This window comes from Flavobacterium branchiicola (assembly GCF_018383905.1).
In the GTDB taxonomy this organism is placed as follows: domain Bacteria; phylum Bacteroidota; class Bacteroidia; order Flavobacteriales; family Flavobacteriaceae; genus Flavobacterium; species Flavobacterium branchiicola.
Window position 1 is genome coordinate 209,001 of the sequence record NZ_JAGYWA010000006.1, and the last position, 20,816, is coordinate 229,816.

Here is a 20,816-nt window from a genome sequence, read left to right on the forward strand (position 1 = left end):
GGTAAGTATTAACTTAAATAATGTACAAAATGAAGAAAATTATTTTCATTTGCATGATGTCCGCAATGTTCTTTGCGTGTAAATCATCTTCGTCTACAACTGCTTCAACAGAAGCGCCAACACTTTCAACAAAACTTGATAAATCTACTCAGGTAGCGATTAAGGGAAATTGGGTTCTTACCAATGTATCTTATCCGGGATCTGATTATATCAAAGTAAATTCTTTTGATCTTGCAGATTCAAAATGTTTTATTGGCAGTACCTGGAATTTTATTTCAAATAACAACAAAGGTACAATGACTTTAAATGCGCCAAGTTGTACTGCATTTACTTCTCCAATTGTTTGGAGTATTAACAGCCAGGGACTTTTTGTACTAAAAATTGTGAACCCGGGAACAAAATCTAAAAACGTAAAAGAAGGATACTTACTTAAAGTTGCCGGTTTGACTGATAATTCATTTCAGTTAATTGACAACATTAATGTGGGCGGACAGGTTAAGGATGTAACTTACCAGTTTCAGAGAGCTAATTAATATTAAAAATAAATAGAGACAAATGAGAAAGATAACCGTTTTAGGATTAAGTAGTTTACTTGTATTAACTAGTTTTTTTGTAAGCTGTGAATCAGTGCAAAATGCAAATAACACACAAAAAGGTGCCGGGATCGGAGTTGTTGCCGGTGGTCTTATAGGTGGTATTTTAGGAAATAATTTAGGACATGGCGGAAACGCTGCTTTAGGTGCTGCAATTGGTGCTGCCGTTGGAGGTGGAACCGGAGCTCTTATTGGAAATAAAATGGACAAACAAGCTCGTGAAATCGATCAGGCGCTTCCGGGTGCTGATGTTGAAAGAGTAGGTGAAGGTATTCACTTAACTTTAAACGAGAACTCTGTTCGTTTTGACACTAACAAATCTACATTAACTCCTCAGGCAAAAGCTAATCTAGATAAATTGATTCCTGTATTTACAGATTATGGAGATACAGATATTCAAATTTTTGGTTATACAGATAATACTGGAAAACCAGAATATAACTTAACACTTTCTGGACAAAGAGCTGCTTCGGTACAAGCTTATTTAGTTTCAAAAGGATTAAAATCAAGCCGTTTTAAAACTTCAGGTTTAGGTATTGCAGATCCAATTGCAACAAATGATACTCCGGAAGGAAGATCACAAAACCGTCGTGTAGAATTTTCAATTACTGCAAACGACAAAATGGTAAATGATGCAAAAGCAGAATCTGGAAAATAATCCCAGAATAAAATAAAATTTTAAAAAAGCTGTTTCTTAATTGAAGCAGCTTTTTTTTTGACTTTAGGAATTAAACATTGTAAATTTGAACTCTCAAATAGAACACATGCTCGACATTCAAAATATTTCTTTTACATATACTGATACACCCGTTATTAAAAACGTTTCTTTTACAATCAATAAGGGAGATAATATTTCTATTATTGGCGAGAGCGGCTGCGGGAAAAGTACACTTCTAAAGCTTTTGTACGGTCTGTATGATTTAGACGAAGGCAAAATATTTTATAACGAAAAACCAATTTTGGGACCAAAATACAATTTGATTCCCGGTATGCCTTTTATGAAATATCTGGCTCAGGATTTTGATTTGTCTCCTTACGAAACGGTAGCAGAAAACGTTGGAAAATTTTTGTCGAATGGTTTTGCCAATATGAAAAAACTGCGCGTTCAGGAATTGTTGGAGATGGTTGAAATGGAGCAGTTCGCTAACGTAAAAGCAAAATTTTTAAGTGGAGGTCAGCAACAAAGAGTCGCTTTGGTGAGGGTTTTGGCATTAGAACCAGAAGTAATTTTGTTGGATGAGCCTTTTAGTCAGATCGATGCATTTAGAAAAAATGCTTTACGCCGAAATTTATTCAGATACTTAAAACAAAAAGGGATTACTTGTATTATTGCTACTCATGATAGTACAGATGCTTTGTCGTTTGCAGATGAAACCATCGTAATGCGAAATGGTGAAATTATTACAAAAGGGGATCCGATAAAAATTTATGAAGACCCCGAAACTAAATATGTGGCTTCGTTATTTGGAGAAGTAAATGAAGTGCCAACGCATTTATTGCTTTCTTATGAAGATGAAAATCATAAAACGCTGGTTTATCCACATCAGTTTAAAATGGTAACAGAATCAAATTTGCCGGTAAAAATCAGACGAACTTATTTTAGAGGAAATCATTACCTGATCGAAACCATTTATAAAAGACAATTAATCTTTTTTGAAAGTGAAATCGATTTACCGCTAGAACAGGAAATTTTCTTAGCCTTAAATTATTTATAGGGAAGGAATTTTAGAATTAGATAATGTGTCAATTTGATAATTAGATAATTCTTTTTTATCTTAAAAAGTAAACCCGACAGGTTTTAAAAACCTGTCGGGTTTATTTTATTTAATTTTTTAAATACTTTTCTAAAAACTGATCTTGTTCCCAAAGCAGGTGTAAGATATTTTCTTTGGCAACATAACTATGAGATTCTTTTGGCAGAATAACCATTCTAGCCGGAGCTCCCAAGCCTTTTAAAGCCTGAAAATAACGTTCTGTCTGCAAAGTAAAAGTACCGGGATTATTATCGGCCTCGCCATGAACTAATAACATTGGAGTTTTCATTTTATCGGCATTCATAAAAGGCGACATGGTGTTGTACACTTCTGGAGCTTCCCAGTAGTTACGCTGTTCTGTCTGAAACCCAAAAGGAGTTAAAGTTCTGTTGTAGGCACCACTTCTCGCAATTCCGCAGGCAAATAAATTAGAATGGGTTAATAAATTGGCAGTCATAAAGGCTCCATAAGAGTGTCCTCCAACCGCCACTTTTTTACGATTAATATATCCTAAAGCATCTACAGCATCAATTGCCGCTGCGGCATTATCGACTAATTGCGAAATGAAGTTGTCATTTGGTTCTGTAGTTCCTTCTCCAATAATAGGAAACGCTGCATCATCAAGTACAACATATCCTTTTGTTACCCAATAAACAAACGATCCGTAATAAGGAGTCGTAAATTCATTTGAATTTTGAGTAGATTGTGATGCACTGTTTCGGTCTTTATATTCCGCAGGATATGCCCAGATCAATAAAGGAAGCTTTTCTTTCTTTACTTTATCATAACCGGCAGGAAGATATAATGTTCCGGAAAGTTCCAGTCCGTCTTTACGTTTGTATTTAATGACTTCTTTGCTTACATCTTTAATACTCTCAAACGGATTTTTAAAAGCAGTAATAGGTGTTAAGCTGTTTTGTTTTTTAATGTTTCTGAAATAGTAATTCGGATATTCACTTTTAGACTGAATCTGAACTAAAACTTTTCCTGATTTGAAATCTTCAATTCCCAGCAAATCTTCTTTTTTGTCTTTGTATGGAGAAGTGTAAATACGTTTTGATTTTAATGTTTTCAAATTAAATTCATCAATAAAAGGAAATTGTCCTTCTTTGGTATAACCATCTCCAATTCGGTAAAGATTGTCTTTTTCAATCGCCAGAATATATTTGTTGTACTCGTTTTTTCTGGTTTCAAAAATTCCCGGATCTGAGTAAACGTCCTGCGAGTTTCTATCTGTAATTACTTTTGGCTGCTGAGCAGGATTTGACGGATTTATCAAATAAGTTTTGGTATTTCTGGTGTCATACCATTCATCAGAAATAACGGCCAGATTATCATTTCCCCAGGTAACATCGCTAAAACGTTGTGGAGTTTTTAATAATGAAGATGCATCCTGATCAAAAGGAGCGTTCCAAAGGAAAACTTCATCCCTAAAGTCAGCTTTGTTTGCAGGATCACCTTCGTCCAGAGCAGTTACATAAAATAATGACGCTGGTTTATCATTTCTCCATGCCATTTCTCTTTTCCCTTTTCTAACGGCCATAAAACCTTTTGGTATAACTTCGTTTAAAGGTACTTCATTAACGGTTTTAATTTCTTTTCCTCTTATATCATAAACAACAGTTTTAAAAGGAAATCTGCTTAAAGGCACCACATAAGAAAAAGGTTTCTGAATAGTAGTCAGCATAATATAATTGCCATCTGGTGAGATCTTTTCTCCTGCAAACATGGCAGCTTCTTTAAATAAAACAGCTTCACCGTTTAGTTTTACTTTGTATAATTCAGAAGTAATACTGTTTTCAAAATTGGCTTCATCATTTTTGTTTTTCAACATATCCGGATAGGTTCTGTTTTGAGATTTTTCGCCGGATGTATTCGAGATGATTGGTCCGGTTGGTAAATCTTTTTTAGCATCTAAAAGCGGTTGTCTGTTTTTCGGAAGCATTTTTACCAGAATGGTTTCATTATCAGAAAGCCAGTTAAACGGATTTCCAAGATTAGCATTCACGGTTGCTTCTGTAAGTTTTGTTGCCTGTGCAGAGGCAATATATAAAACCCATAGTTCTACACCTGACTTTGTAGTATGAGAAAACAAAACTTTCTTGTTATTTGGTGACCATAGAATGTTTGTTATTTTTGGATTATCAGGAAGTCCGGTAACCTGAATTTCTTGTTTTCCATTTGTTTTTTGGAGTTTGATATTAATCACATACGTTACCGTACTTGAAATATTGGTAACCGGATTTATTCTTAAACCCGCCAGACGAACTTCGTCCTGATTTAAGTCGTCAAGTGTTTTGTATGTATTGCGATACAATAAAAGCATGTTTTCCTTTTTTGTATCCATTGATACAGTGGGTGCTTTTTGATAATCGGCAAGATCAAGAATAGATTTAGAAGGTTTTTGGTACGTTAAATTTTCCTGAGCGGAAGAATAAAAACCAAAAGTCAAAAATAAGAACAAAGTAACCTTTAATTTCATAATTGGAATTTTGTGGGGTTAAAGAATGGTATTCAGAAATGTTTGTCTAAGATACTTTGGTCTTGTTACATTATGGGGCTTATTTTTAATTTTTTTCAGTGTTTTGGGCTAAAAACTGTTTTTTAGGTCAGTAAATGATTTTAAATAGTCTTATAATTAAAATAAATTAAATTGATAATAACGAAAAAAATAGTAATTTGGGTGCTTATGTTTTAAAGTATACGTAAATTTGCAATCCAATTTTTTAACAAATAATAAAAGAATATGTATCATTCAAAAATAGCGGGCTTAGGATATTATGTTCCTTCTAATGTTGTAACCAATGATGATCTGTCTAAGATAATGGAAACTAATGATGAATGGATTCAGGAGAGAACCGGGATTCAGGAAAGAAGACACATCATTCGTGGGGAAGATACAACAACTTCAATGGGAGTTAAGGCAGCTAAAATTGCAATAGAACGTTCTGGCGTAGCCAAAGAAGATATTGATTTTGTCGTTTTTGCAACCTTAAGCCCGGATTATTATTTTCCAGGACCAGGAGTTTTAGTTCAGCGTGATTTAGGATTAAGAACCGTTGGAGCTTTGGATGTTAGAAATCAATGTTCAGGTTTTGTTTATGCAATTTCTGTTGCAGATCAATATATTAAAACAGGAATGTATAAAAACATTCTGGTGATTGGTTCAGAAGTACATTCAACAGGTTTGGATATGACAACTCGCGGACGTGGAGTTTCGGTTATTTTTGGCGATGGAGCAGGAGCGGCAGTTTTAAGTCGTGAAGAAGATTTGACAAAAGGAATTTTATCTACACATCTGCACTCAGAAGGACAACATGCTGAAGAACTTGCTTTGCAGGCTCCGGGAATGGGTGCACGTTGGGTTACTGATATCTTGGCAGATAATGATCCGAATGACGAAAGTTATTATCCATATATGAATGGACAATTTGTATTTAAAAATGCAGTAGTTCGTTTTGCTGAGGTAATCAATGAAGGTCTTGAAGCAAATGGTTTACAGGTTTCAGATATTGATATGTTGATTCCACATCAGGCAAACTTGAGAATTTCTCAATTCATTCAGAATAAATTTAAATTATCAGATGATCAGGTCCATAATAATATCCAGAAATATGGAAATACAACTGCAGCATCTATTCCGATTGCTTTGACTGAAGCTTGGGAACAAGGAAAAATAAAATCTGGAGATACAGTAGTTTTAGCTGCTTTTGGAAGTGGATTCACTTGGGCAAGTGCTATTATTAAATGGTAAATTAATTCATCTTGCAATATATTTTAAAACCTGCTCATTTGGAGCAGGTTTTTTTGTTTATAAATAGGTCTTATTTGTCAGGCTGAGCGAAGTCGAAGCCCGCGTTCCAATTGGTGCGCCCTTCGACTCCGCTCAGGGGGACAAACGCTGATGAGTTTTTTAAGACTTATATTTTTGTTCACTATTGTCAGGCTGAGCGAAGTCGAAGCCCGCGTTGCAATTGGTACGGCCTTCGACTACGCTCAGGGAGACATACTGGGTGGTGATATTTATTAATTGAAATATTTTTCTTACTTTTAAATAAAGCGGATTATTTAATTTAAAGAGAAAAAATATGAAATTGTATTATGTGTATATTTTAAAGTGTTCAGATGGCAGTTATTATACAGGAATGACAAATAATATAAATAGAAGGTTGGATGAACATAACTATGGTGTAAATAAAGAAAGCTATACTTATAATAAGAGACCTTTAGAATTGGTTTTTTGTACCGAGTTTAATGATGTAATTCAAGCAATTTCATTTGAAAAACAAGTAAAAGGCTGGAGTAGGAAAAAGAAAGAAGCAATAATAAATGATAAATGGGAAGATTTGAAAAAACTTTCTGTGTGTTTAAATAAAACAGCTCACAAAAATTACGATAAAAAGGATGTTTAGTAGTAAATTAGCCTTCGACTTCGCTCAGGATGACAATTGTATACTAAGAATATTTGATGGAGAAATTTGTTAGGTTTAACGAAGTCAAAAGTCTTTATTAAATTAATTAAAAATGAAAAAAAATCAACTCGAAATAGCGTGTTTTAATTATGAATCGGCACTGATTGCGCAGCAAAGTGGTGCAGACAGAATTGAGCTATGTGAAAACATGAAATTAGGAGGGACAACACCAAATTCTATTTTGGTGGTAAAAGTTCGTGAAAGCATCAGTATAAAAATGCATGTTATTATCAGGCCTCGCGGTGGTGACTTTGTTTATACAGATGAAGAGCTTACGGAAATGAAGCAAGATATTAAACAATATAAAAAATTGGGAGTTGACGGTTTTGTTTTCGGAATTTTGAAGCCCAACGGAAAAGTGAATAAGAAACAAAACAAAGAGTTGGTGCATTTGGCGCATCCACTTTCTTGTACTTTTCACAGGGCATTTGATGTTGTTGATTCTTTCGAAAAAGGACTCGAAGATGTAATTGAGTGTGGTTTTCAAACTATTCTGACTTCAGGCAGAAGCACAAATGTTGAAGACGGAATCTTCGATTTACAAATGATTCAGAAATTAGCCAAAGACCGAATCGAAATTATGCCGGGTGGCGGTTTGAGATCATCAAACATTAAATTATTGCAGGAAAAACTAACGCCGACTTTTTATCATTCATCTGCAATTACAGATTCTGGAGAAACGGCAAATCCCGAAGAAATAAAAGAATTAAAGAATTTTTTATAAAGCTTTCTTAAAAATAAAAAAGCCTGGAGTTGGCATACTCCAGGCTTTTCTTTTTTACAAGAACTATTAAAATCTGCTAATAAAAGCGTGACTTAGAACATTCCGCCACCACCTTTGTTAGTGTTATCTTCTCTTTGTTTACGTTGTAAGTTTTTAATTTTTCCTCCACCAAAGTTATAGGTTAAACCTAAGTAAACAGTTTGACTCTCCCATGTGAATTCTCCAGTTTGAGGATAAGGATAAATTCCGTCAAAAGCATATCTCATTGTGTTGAAAACATCGTTAAAACGTACACTAATATTCATTTTGTTGTCTAGTAATGTGTAACGTGAACCTATATCCATTTTGTACATTTCTTTTCTTTTTTGTTGTACGTCTTCAACCGGACCTCTGTAAAAACCGAATAATAAGAAACTTAAACGTTTTGTTGGCTTAAAGTTTGAGTTCATACGAGCATTAAATGCCGAAGTTGTTACACTACGCTCCAAAGGAGAACTTGTGCTTGTTGCCGGATCAAATACAAATACAACGCCTTGTTGTTTAATACTTGAAAAATCGATAGAAGGCTGAATATCCCACCATTTTGTAAGCTTGTAGTTTAAAGAAACATCAAAACCATAAGCGCTATTTTTATCATAATTAGTATAGCTCAGAATTTGTTTATATCCTGATGGATCATTAGGATCTGGGCTTAAAGTTCTGCTGATTTGGTCATGTATACTTCTAACATAAACACCCGCAGTTACACTTCCTTTTTCAAGAGTTTTAGTATAATTTACTTCAACAGAATTAGTAAACTGAGGTCTTAATTCAGGATTTCCATAAGAAGTTACCAATGGAGTAGAAAACTCACGAATAGGTTTTGTCTGCTCTAAACTTGGGCGGTCAACACGACGGCTGTAGCTTAATTGTAATACGTTTTTCTCATTCAGGTTATAAGTTAAATAAGCTGATGGGTAAAGTGTGATATAATCATCAGTAAATTTATCCTGACCATGATTCAAGTTGGCAATTACTTTGTAGCTCTCAAAACGAGTTCCTAACTGATAACTGAATTTTTTGAATTTTTGACCAAACGTTACATAAGCAGAATAAATATCGGTATCGTAAGTATAGTTTGAAACTCTTTCATCAACATCAACAGCAGGATTACCGGTAACATAATCATTATTTGTTCTTGTAATTCTGGCTTCGGCACCAGCTTCAAGCGTTGTTTTGTCATTTAACGGATTTACATAATCCACGTTTAATGTGCTTAGTTTTCTTTGATCTGCTACATTATCAGTGTAAATAATATTGTTTGCAGAATTATCTGGTTTTGTAGTCTGAGTTTCAAAATTTGCATCCTGAGTTACTTTAGTATCACTATAATTTCCTTCAAAATCTAAAGTGTGTCCTTCTTTTTCAAAAATATGTTTGTAAGCTAAGTTATAAGTTCCCGTTGTACTAGGGCTATCATATCTTGCAGTTTGATAGATTTTTGAAATATCCGGATCTCCATTATTGTAATCAATATTTGTATTAACAATTCCCACTCCTGTAGATTTGTTTTGATTGGTATAGATAGACAAAGTGTTTTTGTCATTAATCAAATAATCCATTCCAACTTTGTACAAGTAATTGTCATTATCATTTGTGATTTGTAATTTTTGCTGTACATCCTGATCTAATCTTAAAATTTTTCCATCATTATGATACACACCAAAGTTTTGACCTGCATTTCCAAAGAAATTTACTTTACCGGTTTTGTAATTTAAATCTAAAGACTGGTTGTATTTTGCAGTTTCTCCAAATGTAATACCACCGCTATATGTTCCGTTAAAACCCGTATTTGCATTTTTATGCAATACGATATTGATGATTCCCGACATTCCTTCCGGATTGTATTTTGCACTTGGGTTTGTAATCAACTCAATTTTTTTGATCGATGTTGATGGAATTTGTTTTAATAACTGAGCAGGATCAATATTAGATGGTCTTCCGTCAATTAATACACGAACATTATCATTTCCGCGAAGCGAAAGTTTTCCGTCCTGGTCAACATTTACAGATGGAATATTACTCATAATATCAGAAGCTGAAGCTCCTGCAGTAGTTAAATCTTTTCCAACAGTAATTACTTTACGGTCAATTTTTTGCTCAATAGTCGAACGTTCAGCAACAATATTTACACCTTTTAGTTGCGTTGCTTCTTCTTCAAGAGACACATTAATTGTTGCCGTTTTTTTGTTATCGCTTAAAAGTACCGATCCAATGTATTTTCTAAATCCGATATATTGAATTTCGATTGTGTAACTTTTTAGAGCTAATTTTTTAATTGTAAAATCTCCATTGTCATCGGTATTTACACCAGAAACCACTTTTCCGTTATCTTTGATAGAAACGGTAGCATAAGAAATTGGTGCATTATTGGATTTTTCGGTAATTTTCCCCGAGACTGTCCCCGTGTTCTGGGCTTGCGTTGTCGCAATTACACCTAGTAACGCGAACAGAAAGAATTTTAATTTCATAATAATAAAATGATTATTTGATTTGATTGATGATGATTGTTTTTTGTTTTTGTTAGATTTTTTTAACTCCAAATAAAATGGAAGTCCCTATTAAGACTCTTTAGTTATAGATATGTTACATAAAAAAATGAAAAAAATAATCTTTGATTGCAAGATGTTCTGTTTTGTAGGAGATTAGCATTTTATTTTTTTGATAATTTTAACATTCAAAACAAATTGCTTTTTAAGAATTTCTAAACGTTTTGTTTGATTTTATATGTTTTTCGTTTTCTCTAATTGATGAATAAGCAGTATCTTTGCTCACTTTAAAATAAGTTTTACATGTCATTATCACAAATTCTTACACCTTCTATACAAAAAGCAATACAGACATTATTTGATGTTACTGTTGATAAAATCGAATTTCAAACTACCAGAAAAGAGTTTGAAGGCGATATTACAATGGTGATATTTCCGTTGGTAAAAATGATAAAAAGCAATCCTGTTGAGTTAGGAAATAAAATTGGAAACTATTTAGTAGAAAATGTTTCTGAAGTTGCTCGCTTTAACGTGGTTTCCGGCTTTTTAAATATTGTGATTGGAGATAGTTATTATTTAAATTTCTTCAACGAAATTAAAGACAATACTAAATTTGGTTATGTAACTCCAAATCCGGAAGATAAAGCTATAATGGTTGAATATTCTTCACCAAATACCAATAAGCCTTTGCATTTAGGTCACGTTCGTAACAATTTGTTAGGATATTCTGTAGCCGAAATTATTAAAGCTTCTGGTAAAAAAGTGTACAAAACTCAAATTATCAACGACCGTGGAATTCATATTTGCAAGTCAATGCTGGCTTGGGAAAAATTTGGAAATGGCGAAACTCCTGAAAGTTCAAATTTAAAAGGAGATAAGTTAGTTGGGAAATATTACGTTGAGTTTGATAAAGCATATAAAGCAGAAATTAGCCAATTAATTGAAAGCGGAAAAACAGAGGAAGAAGCTAAAAAACTAGCCCCGATTATTGTTGAAGCACAAGATATGCTTAAAAAATGGGAAGCTGGTGATGAAGCCGTTATTGCACTTTGGAAAAAAATGAACCAATGGGTTTATGATGGTTTTGCTACTACTTATACCAATCTTGGAGTTAATTTTGATAAATATTACTACGAAAGCAATACTTATTTATTAGGTAAAGATGTTGTTCAGGTAGGTCTTGATAAAGGTGTTTTCGAAAAAGATCCGGATGGTTCTGTTTGGATTGATTTGACAGATGAAGGTTTGGATCGTAAAATTGTTTTACGTTCAGACGGAACGGCGGTTTATATGACTCAGGATATTGGAACTGCAATTCAGCGTGTAAAAGATATGCCAGATGTGGGCGGAATGGTTTACACGGTAGGAAACGAACAGGATTATCACTTTAAAGTGTTGTTCTTAATCCTGAAAAAATTAGGTTTTGACTGGGCTTCAAGTTTATATCATTTATCATACGGAATGGTTGATTTACCATCAGGAAAAATGAAAAGCCGTGAAGGAACTGTTGTAGATGCTGATGATTTGATGCAGGATATGACAGATACTGCTCAGAAAATTTCTGAAGATTTAGGAAAATTAGACAGCTATTCTGCAGAAGAAAAAGCAAAATTGCATAAAACAATTGGTCTTGGAGCTTTAAAATATTACATCTTAAAAGTAGATCCTAAAAAACGTATTTTGTTTAACCCGGAAGAATCAGTTGACTTTGCCGGAAACACAGGTCCGTTTATTCAATATACGTACGCGAGAATTCAATCGATTATCCGTAAAGCCGATTTTGATTTTTCTGAAAAAACAACAATTGAAGAACTGCATGAAAAGGAAAAAGAATTGATAAAACAAATTGAGCTTTTCCCTGAAGTAATTCAAAATGCGGCACAAAATCACAGTCCTGCATTACTTGCTAATTATTTATACGACTTAGTAAAAGAATATAATTCATTCTACCAGTCTGTTCATATTTTAGGAGAAGTTGATTTAACAAAAAAGATTTTCAGAGTACAGCTTTCTCAAAAAGTTGCCGAGGTAATAAAAGCTACACTTAGTTTATTAGGAATCGAAGTTCCAGAAAGAATGTAGTAATTGTAAAAGAAAATCATACAATAATATGTAAAGCCAATAGTTTAAATACTATTGGCTTTTTTTATTGGTTTTAGAACGTATAGGTCTTATTTTGTAGTCTAATTCTGTAATATATTTGCAATGAATAATCATAGCAACAGTATTCAATCAAATGAAATTTTGTTCTTAAAATACCTTCTTACATTTATTTTTGACTATTTTGAATTAGTAAGCTTTTAGTGAAAATTATTAAGAGGATTAAACCGTTTAGACAGGATCTGGACGGTTTTTTTATTTTCAGTTAAAGTATAAAGAAGAAGTTCTTCTTATCAATATCAATGTCGAATTTAAAAATTCTGAGTTAGATTGGCTAATTGATTAAACTTTAAAATTATAACACTTTTAGGTTTTTCTTAAGACTATAAGCTTAAAAATAATTCTTACAAATTATCTTCTTGGTTTTGTTTTTAAGTGTTTGACAATCAGTATTTCTTTTGATTTGTTAATTGTGAAAATATCTTATTTGTAATATAAGTATTATATTTCATAATGTTAAATAAAGTATATTTCTTGTTAAAATTATAATTTATTGATAAGTTGCACCCCTAAATCAAAAAAATCAAAATAATGAAACAAAGATTAAAAGGGTTTGCGATACTTTTTTTTGTACTTGCTTTGCAAGTCACTTTTGCGCAAGAAAAAAAAATTACCGGAACAGTTTCGGATAATGCGGGAATACCTTTACCGGGGGTTAGCATTTTAGTAAAAGGAACCAAATCGGGAGCACAAACGGACTTTGATGGAAAATATACTATTAAGGCAGAATCTGGTCAGGTTCTGGTATTTAGTTACGTTGGAATGAAAACTCAGGAAGCGCTTGTTAGTTCTTCTGTAATTAATGTACAATTAAAAGATGCTTCAGTAGAACTTGAAGGAGTGGTGGTAACCACGGCAATGGGAGTTAAAAGAGAAAAAAAGTCATTAGGATATGCCACACAACAGATTACAGGAAAAGATTTGGATGGTGGTGCAGGTAATGCAAACGTGGCTAATTTATTATCTGGTAAAGCTGCCGGTGTTGAAGTTTCAAGAAACACAAACTTTGGGGGATCAACCAATGTGGTTATTCGTGGAAATAAATCTTTAACGGGAAATAATCAGGCTCTCTGGGTTGTAGATGGAGTACCAGTTGATAATTCTAATTCCAATACTACAAATCAGAATACAGGTCGTGGAGGATATGATTATGGGAATAACGTTTCAGATATTAATCAGGAAGATATAGAAAGTATTAATATTCTTAAAGGTGCTGCTGCAACCGCTTTGTACGGTTCAAGAGCCGCAAATGGTGTTGTGATGGTTACAACCAAAAAAGGTAAAAAAAATGATTCAAAAGTTGGATTTACTTTTTCTAGCAGCATGACCGTTGGAACAGTTGATAAGGCAACATTTCCTAAATATCAAAATAAATATGGATCAGGGTACGGAATTGGAAGTTCATTTCTTGATGCAGACAGTGAAATACCTACTGTAGATACTTCTAATGATGCTTCTTACGGAGATGCTTTTACTGGTCAACCAGTTTATCAATGGGATGCTTTTACACAATATTCCAAGAATTATGGAAAGGCAACAGCCTGGAGTGCAGCTAAAAATGGACCAATTTCTTTTTTTAAGACAGCACAAACCAATACAAATAGTTTGTCTCTCGAAAAAGCTACCGAAAAATCAAGCCTATCATTATCTTATGTAAACACACTTCAATCGGGTATTTTGCCTAATAGTGAATTAAAAAAGAATCAGTTAAGCGCCAGGTTTAGTCAAAGTATTACTGATAAGTTAACAGCAAATGCATACGCGGCGGTCACTTTGCAAAATACAACAGGTAGAAACTCCACTGGATATACAGATAATGTAGTTGGTGGTTTTAGACAATGGTGGCAAACAAATACAGATATAAAAGAGCTGCAGAATGTTTATAATGCTTCGGGAGGACAAAATATTACGTGGAACTGGGCAGATCCAACCTCATCTGCAGGATTAGTGCCTATCTACTGGGACAATCCTTATTTTACACGTTACCAAAATTATTCTTCAGATAACAGAACACGTCTCTTTAGTTATGCATCTTTGGATTATAAAATAACAAGTTGGTTAAGTGCCTTAGGTCGTGTGTCTTTAGATACCTATAAGGAACTTCAGGAAGAAAGAAGAGCAGTTGGTTCTATTGCTTCTGGTTTCGGATTATCTCCTGTTGATGAAACTTCAGGTTATCAAAGGTATGATGATAATTTTCAGGAAATCAATTATGACTTAATGTTAAACTTCAATAAAAAATTTGGAGATAATCTTAGTTTAACCGGAGTACTTGGTACAAATATAAGAAGAGATGATAAGCAAAATATTCTATCATCAACAATTGGAGGTTTAGTTACTCCCGGAATATATGCGTTATCAAATTCAAGATACGCTTTGCCTTTTCCGAAAGAAACAAAGTATACTAAACAAGTAGATGGTATATATGCTCAGTCCTCTTTAGGTTATAAGGATACTTATTTCTTAGATGCCTCTGTTAGACGCGATGAATCGTCTACACTTCCAAAAGGAAATAATTCTTATGTATACCCTGCGATTTCGGGTTCTGTTTTGTTTTCCAATTTAATGAAACAAAGCTGGTTGAACTTAGGGAAATTTAGAATGAATTACGCTGAAGTGGGTAATGACGCAGATGCATTGCAATTGGCAAACACATACGTAAGAAGTTCAAATTTTAATAATGAACCAATGTATACTTTGCCTAATATCAATAAAAATCCTAATCTAAAACCGGAAAGAACAAGATCTTTTGAAGTGGGTTTAGAAACCAGTATGCTTGACAGACGTTTAGGATTTGATGTTACCTATTACAAGACAAATTCAGTAGATCAAATTGTTTCTGCCGCGGTATCTTCAGCATCCGGTTATACTAATGCAGTTGTAAATGGTGGTAATATTGAGAACAGAGGTCTGGAGTTACAGCTTACAGGAACTCCAATAAAGACAAAAGATTTTAGTTGGGATATTATCGTAAACTGGTCCAATAATAAAAGTAAAGTTATCTCATTGCCAGGCGGTATAGAAAATCTTCAGTTAGCAAGTTTTCAGGGTGGAGTGTCAACAAATGCAACTCTTAATGAAGCTTACGGAAGTATAAAAGGTACTGATTATGTCTATACAAACGGTCAGCCTACAATAGATCAGAAAACAGGTAGGTATATGATTTCTACTACATCTGACAATACAATTGGTAATATTACACCAGATTGGATAGGGGGTATAAGAAATAAATTTGCCTATAAAAATGTTTCTCTTGGTTTCTTAATCGATACCCAAAAAGGAGGAGATATTTTTTCTCTGGACATGTACTACGGGTTAGCAAATGGTTTGTATAAAGAAACAGCTGTAGGAGATATTCGTGAGAAAGGGATTCTAAATGCAGGAGTTGCTCCTGATGGAACACCAAATACTGTTATGACACAGAATCCAGGATCTTATTCAAACAATTATGGCTATTTGGCTCAACCTGCAAAAGCATTTGTTTATGATGCTTCTTACGTAAAATTAAGAGAGGTTTCTATTAGCTATAATTTTCCTAAAAACATGTTTAAAGGAACATTTGTAAACGCAGCGACCTTTAGTTTATTAGGATCTAATTTGTGGATAATAAGTAAAAACCTGCCTTATGCAGATCCTGAAAGTGGATTGTCATCTGGAAGTAAATCAAAAGGTTATTCCGTTGGGTCATTACCTACAACGAGAGACATAGGATTCAATTTAACATTTAAATTTTAATACAATATCATGAAAAAAATAATTTATTTCATCAGCGCATTAGTACTTACAGTCTCTTGCAGCGATTTAACAGAATTAAATGTAGATGAAAAGAACCCGTCTGTGGTTCCGGCCTCGTCTCTTTTTACCAGTGCTGAAAAAGGAATTGCAGAACAAGTTGTAAATACCAGTGTAAATAAAAATATCTTTAGACTGGTAAATCAGCAATGGACAGAAACAACCTATACTGACGAGTCACTTTATCAATGGACAACCCGAAATATTTCAGGAAATCATTGGGATGCTTACTTATCTGGTACAACAACAAATGATGGTTCGTTAAGCGATTTATTGAAAGCAAAATCATTTATTGAAAAAGAAGAAATCCTGGTTTCTGATCCTGATTTTACTGCTAAAATGGCAGCCAAAAAGAATCAGCTTGCGTTAATTGATATTTTAACGGTTTATTCGTATCAAATTTTAGTAGATACTTTTGGTGATATTCCATATTCGGAAGCATTGAAAGGTTCTGGAAATTATCTTCCAAAATATGATAAGGCTGTTGATATTTACAAAGATTTAATTGTACGCCTTGATAAGAATATTGCTAATATTCAAACAACTTATCCGGCATTTGGTACTGCCGATGTTATTTATAGAGACAACTTAACTTCCTGGATAAAATTTGCGAATAGCATTAAACTGAAATTGGGAATAAATCTTAAAGCTTCAGGGCTAGAGGAAGCTATTGCTGATGAGGCTATTATTTCTGCCTCAAAAAATGCTTTTGCATCTAATACCGATAATGCAAAAATATTTTATGAAAAAAATGTACCCAATACAAACCCGCTTTATGTCGATTTAGTTTTTGGCGGAAGACATGACTTTGTTCCTGCGCAGCCTTTTGTAGATGCTGTTGTAGCCAAAAATGATCCCAGAGCAAAAGTATATTTTGCACAAAACCTGCAAGATGAAAATGGGAACCCTTTACCTTACAAAGGAGGAATTGTCGGCGTCAAAAACAGCTATGGAAAATATACTCATATAGGTGATGTAATACAGGAACCAGATTTTAAAGGTACCCTTTTAGATTATGCAGAGGTTGAATTTTTATTGGCAGAGGCCGTAGAAAGAGGTGTTACTATAGCTGGTACTGCAGAATCTCACTATAATGATGCTATTAAAGCTTCTATGCAAGATTGGAAAATAGCCAGTACAGATGCAGACGCTTATTTAGCGCAATCAACAGTTGCATACACTACAGCAACAGGAACATGGCAACAAAAAATAGGAGAACAGGCATGGTATGCAATGTTTAACAGAGGATTTGAAGGATGGACTTTTACAAGAAGATTGAATTTTCCTGTACTGATACCTCCAGCAGATGCAAATGCTGCCGCAGAAGGTCAAATTCCTTCCAGAATGGCTTATCCAATTAGAGAGCAAACCCTTAATGCTACCAATTATAATGCCGCTGCAGCCGCAATTGGAGGTGATAAATTATCTACAAAGTTATTTTGGGATATAGATTAGATTAATTAAAATGCAATTATATAAAAAAGGAAGCAACCTATGTGTTGGCTTCCTTTTTTGCATTTTTAATATATTTACCTTACAATTTTACGTGTTAAAAAGACGTAAAATCTTGTTAAATTTAAATTAATTATATAAGTTGCACCACGTAATTAAAAAAAGATGTGATGAAAAAGAAAATTAAAGGGCTATTAGTTCTTGTCTTTGTTATAACTACTCAATTGATTTTTGCTCAGGAAAGAGTGATTTCAGGAGTTGTATCAGATGCAATGGGACCTGTTCCGGGAATAAACGTATTGGTCAAAGGAACAAAAAATGGCGTACAAACAGATTTTGATGGCAAGTATTCTATCAAAGCAAAAACAGGAGATATTCTTATGTTTTCTTACATGGGAATGGAGGACGTTACTATTACAGTTGGAACAGCGTCTGTAGTAAATGCTAAAATGAAGGAAGGAGGAAAAGAACTTGATGAAGTAGTTGTGGTGGCATACGGAACGGCAAAAAAAACTTCATATACAGGTTCCGCAACTCAAATTAAATCCGATCAACTTGAAGACAGGCCACTGACAAATGCTCTTTCTGTCTTAGAGGGAGCTACATCAGGTGTTCAAATTCAAAGTTCATCTGGTCAGCCAGGTGCCGCTCCAGAAGTTAGAATACGTGGTTTTAGTTCGGTTAATGGATCAAATAATCCATTATATATTGTTGATGGTGTTCCGTATGCAGGAGACATCAGTAACTTGAATTCAAGCGATATTGAAAGTCTTAGTGTTTTGAAAGATGCTTCTTCCACTTCACTGTATGGATCGAAAGCGGCAAATGGAGTAGTTATCATTACAACAAAATCAGGTAAATCAGAAAAGGATAAGTTTACATTAAACTTAAGCACGGGTATAACTTCCCGATCAATTAAGGAGTATAATAGGGTAGACGCTTTTGCTTATTATCCTTTAGAATGGGAAGCAATCAGAAACAGTCGCCCAATGGGAAATCAGGCACAAATTGATGTTGCAAATGCTTACGCTTCAGCGAGAGTACCAGTTGTTCTAGTTACGAATCCATTTAATGTTCCAAATGCGAGCATAGTTGGAACAGATGGAAAACTGAATGCAGATGCACAACTATTGTATCCACAAGATTTAAATTGGGCAAAACAGTTAGAAAGAGCCGGAGTTCGTAAAAATGTTGATTTTTCTTATCAGGGAAAATCTGAGAAATCGAATTACTTTGCTTCGTTAGGCTATTTAGATGAAGAAGGTTATTTGAGAAATTCAGGTTTTGAAAGAACAACTGGACGATTAAATTTAAATACAAGTTTAAAACAATGGTTTAAAACCGGTATCAATATGTCGGGTACTATAACAAATTCTAAACTAAGCAGTACTAATCCACTTGAAAATACAAGTTCTTTTAATAATCCATTTATGACGATCAGAACAATGGGACCTATTTACCCTGTTTTTGATCATACAGCAAATGGTGATTATGTCCTTGATGTTAATGGTGACAGAGTATATTCAACCAGTCGTGGTTCCGGCGCTGCAAATGGACGAAACGTTGTGTATGAAACTTTAAATAATACCGATTCTGGAAAAGGATTGGCGCTTTCTGCAAGAACTTTCTTTGATATTAATTTTACTAAAGATTTAAAGTTTACGACAAACGCATCTATTGATAAAACTTATTTTGACAGAACGTATTCTTATAATACAGAAATTGGAGATGGTGCACCAACAGGATTAATGGATAAAGATAGTAAAGTTTTAACAGGTATAACATATAACCAATTATTGAATTACTCTAAAAAAATCGGAGAACATTCTTTTAATGCTTTATTGGGACATGAAAGTTTTGATTACGAAACTAATTGGACAAGTAGCACAAAAACGGGTCAGGTTGTGCCAGATATTATTGAGTTTGTTAATTACACAACCGTAACGAATCTGACTTCTTTTACAAGAAACTACGCAACAGAATCCTATTTTTCTAGAGTTGGTTATGATTATATGAGCAAATACATTTTTTCTGGATCATTTAGAAGAGACGGATCGTCAAAATTTGCTAAAGATAATCGTTGGGGTAACTTTTGGTCTTTAGGTGGGGCATGGGTAATTTCTAAAGAAAATTTCCTTAAAAATGCTTCATGGATTAACGATTTAAAATTAAGAGCGTCGATAGGACAAGTTGGAAATGACTCTCACACGATTGGTGATAAGAATGATGCAGATATTAAAATAGGTGGATTAAATTATTATGTAAGTCAAAACACTTTCAGTTTAGGCAAAGATAATGGTAGTGAAGGAGGAATAGTAACTTACGCGCAAGGAGCAACAGATTTGAAATGGGAAGTTAATACTCAAAAAGATGTAGCTGTAGAATTCGGATTATTTAAAAATAGACTAAAAGGAAGTTTAGAGTATTATAACAGAAATACTGACGGACTTATTTTTGCAGTTCCAAATCCACTGTCATCTGGTTTGGATGAAAGAATTGAAAATATTGGTTCTATGGTGAATAAGGGATTTGAACTTTCATTAGACGGTGTAATTCTTAAATCAAATGATTTTGCTTGGAGTTTAAACATAAATGCATCAACTATAAATAACAAAATCACAAGTCTTCCTCAAGGAGAAATCATAAGCGGAAGTAAAAAACTGTCTGTAGGGCATTCCATTTATGATTACTGGTTAAGAGATTGGTATGGAGTAGATTCTAATGATGGATACGCACTTTATGTAGTTGACCCAAAATTTATAAATGCTACTGATGGAACTGTAAGGGTCGTAAATGGGGTAGACGTTACAACAGATCAGAATAAAGCATTATATCATTATGCAGGTTCTGCTATTCCTGATTTGTTTGGAAGCTTCGGAAATACTTTTACATACAAAGGACTTAAATTGGATATATTGTGTTCTTACCAAATAGGAGGAAAAATGTATGACACGAATTATTCTGCTTTAATGCACAGTGGAAATAACTATGGTGCAGCATTAAGTACTGATATTTTAAGAAGGTGGCAAAAACCTGGTGATGTTACAGATGTGCCTAGATTAGATGTTAGTAGAAATCCGCAATCATCTGCGGGTTCAGACAGATGGTTAATTGGGTCGGATTATTTGGCTTTGAGACAAATTAATCTATCCTATAAAGTACCGGCTGAGTTTATATCAAGATTAGAAATTGATAATGCTTTAGTTTATATCAACGGAGAAAATTTATTGCTGTTTACAAAACGTCAGGGTATGGATCCTACACAGACCTTTAATGGAACTACTCAAAATAGATACATTCCATCACGAATAATAACATTAGGTCTAAATTTAAATTTTTAA

12 protein-coding genes are annotated in these 20,816 nt (G+C 33.8%); 10 read left to right on the top strand and 2 right to left on the bottom strand.

The annotated features are described in order from the left end of the window. Nucleotides 1-29 precede the first annotated feature (29 nt). The 3 genes from KHA98_RS16225 (at nucleotide 30) to KHA98_RS16235 (ending at nucleotide 2,308) form a co-directional block, all read left to right on the top strand. Nucleotides 30-533: a lipocalin family protein gene (locus tag KHA98_RS16225; RefSeq protein WP_213258948.1), complete on the top strand. Its 504-nt coding sequence runs from the start codon at nucleotides 30-32 to the stop codon at nucleotides 531-533. 22 nt (nucleotides 534-555) lie between these two features. Further along, nucleotides 556-1,251 (top strand): OmpA family protein, encoded by a 696-nt coding sequence (locus KHA98_RS16230; protein ID WP_213258949.1) that lies wholly within the window; start codon nucleotides 556-558, stop codon nucleotides 1,249-1,251. A 106-nt stretch (nucleotides 1,252-1,357) separates the two neighbouring features. Continuing rightward, on the top strand, nucleotides 1,358-2,308 hold the full coding sequence (locus KHA98_RS16235; RefSeq protein ID WP_213258950.1) for an ABC transporter ATP-binding protein: 951 nt from the start codon (nucleotides 1,358-1,360) through the stop codon (nucleotides 2,306-2,308). Between the two features lie 109 nt (nucleotides 2,309-2,417). On the opposite strand, the gene KHA98_RS16240 is transcribed toward KHA98_RS16235, so the two are convergent. After that, nucleotides 2,418-4,829, bottom strand: coding sequence for a S9 family peptidase (locus KHA98_RS16240; RefSeq protein ID WP_213258951.1), 2,412 nt, complete (start codon nucleotides 4,827-4,829; stop codon nucleotides 2,418-2,420). A gap of 264 nt (nucleotides 4,830-5,093) precedes the next feature. Between KHA98_RS16240 and KHA98_RS16245 the strand changes: the two genes are divergently transcribed. From KHA98_RS16245 to KHA98_RS16255, 3 genes are all read left to right on the top strand, one after another. Beyond that, nucleotides 5,094-6,101 carry a 3-oxoacyl-ACP synthase III family protein gene (locus KHA98_RS16245; protein WP_115847211.1) on the top strand — a complete coding sequence of 336 codons (1,008 nt, stop codon included), beginning with the start codon at nucleotides 5,094-5,096 and terminating at the stop codon, nucleotides 6,099-6,101. Between the two features lie 334 nt (nucleotides 6,102-6,435). Beyond that, the gene (locus tag KHA98_RS16250; protein ID WP_213258952.1) at nucleotides 6,436-6,759 is read left to right on the top strand and encodes a GIY-YIG nuclease family protein; all 324 of its coding nucleotides are present in this window, start codon (nucleotides 6,436-6,438) and stop codon (nucleotides 6,757-6,759) included. A 112-nt stretch (nucleotides 6,760-6,871) separates the two neighbouring features. Further along, nucleotides 6,872-7,543, top strand: coding sequence for a copper homeostasis protein CutC (locus tag KHA98_RS16255; RefSeq protein WP_213258953.1), 672 nt, complete (start codon nucleotides 6,872-6,874; stop codon nucleotides 7,541-7,543). 92 nt (nucleotides 7,544-7,635) lie between these two features. Here the strand turns inward: KHA98_RS16255 and KHA98_RS16260 are convergent, their stop codons facing one another. Then, nucleotides 7,636-10,053 carry a TonB-dependent receptor domain-containing protein gene (locus KHA98_RS16260; RefSeq protein WP_213258954.1) on the bottom strand — a complete coding sequence of 806 codons (2,418 nt, stop codon included), beginning with the start codon at nucleotides 10,051-10,053 and terminating at the stop codon, nucleotides 7,636-7,638. A 321-nt stretch (nucleotides 10,054-10,374) separates the two neighbouring features. Between KHA98_RS16260 and argS the strand changes: the two genes are divergently transcribed. From argS to KHA98_RS16280, 4 genes are all read left to right on the top strand, one after another. Beyond that, nucleotides 10,375-12,153 carry an arginine--tRNA ligase gene (gene argS / locus KHA98_RS16265; protein ID WP_213258955.1) on the top strand — a complete coding sequence of 593 codons (1,779 nt, stop codon included), beginning with the start codon at nucleotides 10,375-10,377 and terminating at the stop codon, nucleotides 12,151-12,153. Nucleotides 12,154-12,762: 609 nt separating this feature from the next. Then, nucleotides 12,763-15,966 carry a SusC/RagA family TonB-linked outer membrane protein gene (locus tag KHA98_RS16270; protein WP_213258956.1) on the top strand — a complete coding sequence of 1,068 codons (3,204 nt, stop codon included), beginning with the start codon at nucleotides 12,763-12,765 and terminating at the stop codon, nucleotides 15,964-15,966. Between the two features lie 9 nt (nucleotides 15,967-15,975). Further along, nucleotides 15,976-17,478, top strand: coding sequence for a SusD/RagB family nutrient-binding outer membrane lipoprotein (locus KHA98_RS16275; RefSeq protein WP_213258957.1), 1,503 nt, complete (start codon nucleotides 15,976-15,978; stop codon nucleotides 17,476-17,478). Between the two features lie 167 nt (nucleotides 17,479-17,645). Further along, nucleotides 17,646-20,816: a SusC/RagA family TonB-linked outer membrane protein gene (locus tag KHA98_RS16280; protein WP_213258958.1), complete on the top strand. Its 3,171-nt coding sequence runs from the start codon at nucleotides 17,646-17,648 to the stop codon at nucleotides 20,814-20,816.

Excerpts from the sequence above, each read along its gene's own strand:
- KHA98_RS16225 (WP_213258948.1), top strand. The coding sequence starts at position 30 with ATGAAGAAAATTATTTTCATTTGCATGATGTCCGCAATGTTCTTTGCG.
- KHA98_RS16230 (WP_213258949.1), top strand. The coding sequence starts at position 556 with ATGAGAAAGATAACCGTTTTAGGATTAAGTAGTTTACTTGTATTAACT.
- KHA98_RS16235 (WP_213258950.1), top strand. The coding sequence starts at position 1,358 with ATGCTCGACATTCAAAATATTTCTTTTACATATACTGATACACCCGTT.
- KHA98_RS16240 (WP_213258951.1), bottom strand. The coding sequence starts at position 4,829 with ATGAAATTAAAGGTTACTTTGTTCTTATTTTTGACTTTTGGTTTTTAT.
- KHA98_RS16245 (WP_115847211.1), top strand. The coding sequence starts at position 5,094 with ATGTATCATTCAAAAATAGCGGGCTTAGGATATTATGTTCCTTCTAAT.
- KHA98_RS16250 (WP_213258952.1), top strand. The coding sequence starts at position 6,436 with ATGAAATTGTATTATGTGTATATTTTAAAGTGTTCAGATGGCAGTTAT.
- KHA98_RS16255 (WP_213258953.1), top strand. The coding sequence starts at position 6,872 with ATGAAAAAAAATCAACTCGAAATAGCGTGTTTTAATTATGAATCGGCA.
- KHA98_RS16260 (WP_213258954.1), bottom strand. The coding sequence starts at position 10,053 with ATGAAATTAAAATTCTTTCTGTTCGCGTTACTAGGTGTAATTGCGACA.
- argS (WP_213258955.1), top strand. The coding sequence starts at position 10,375 with ATGTCATTATCACAAATTCTTACACCTTCTATACAAAAAGCAATACAG.
- KHA98_RS16270 (WP_213258956.1), top strand. The coding sequence starts at position 12,763 with ATGAAACAAAGATTAAAAGGGTTTGCGATACTTTTTTTTGTACTTGCT.
- KHA98_RS16275 (WP_213258957.1), top strand. The coding sequence starts at position 15,976 with ATGAAAAAAATAATTTATTTCATCAGCGCATTAGTACTTACAGTCTCT.
- KHA98_RS16280 (WP_213258958.1), top strand. The coding sequence starts at position 17,646 with ATGAAAAAGAAAATTAAAGGGCTATTAGTTCTTGTCTTTGTTATAACT.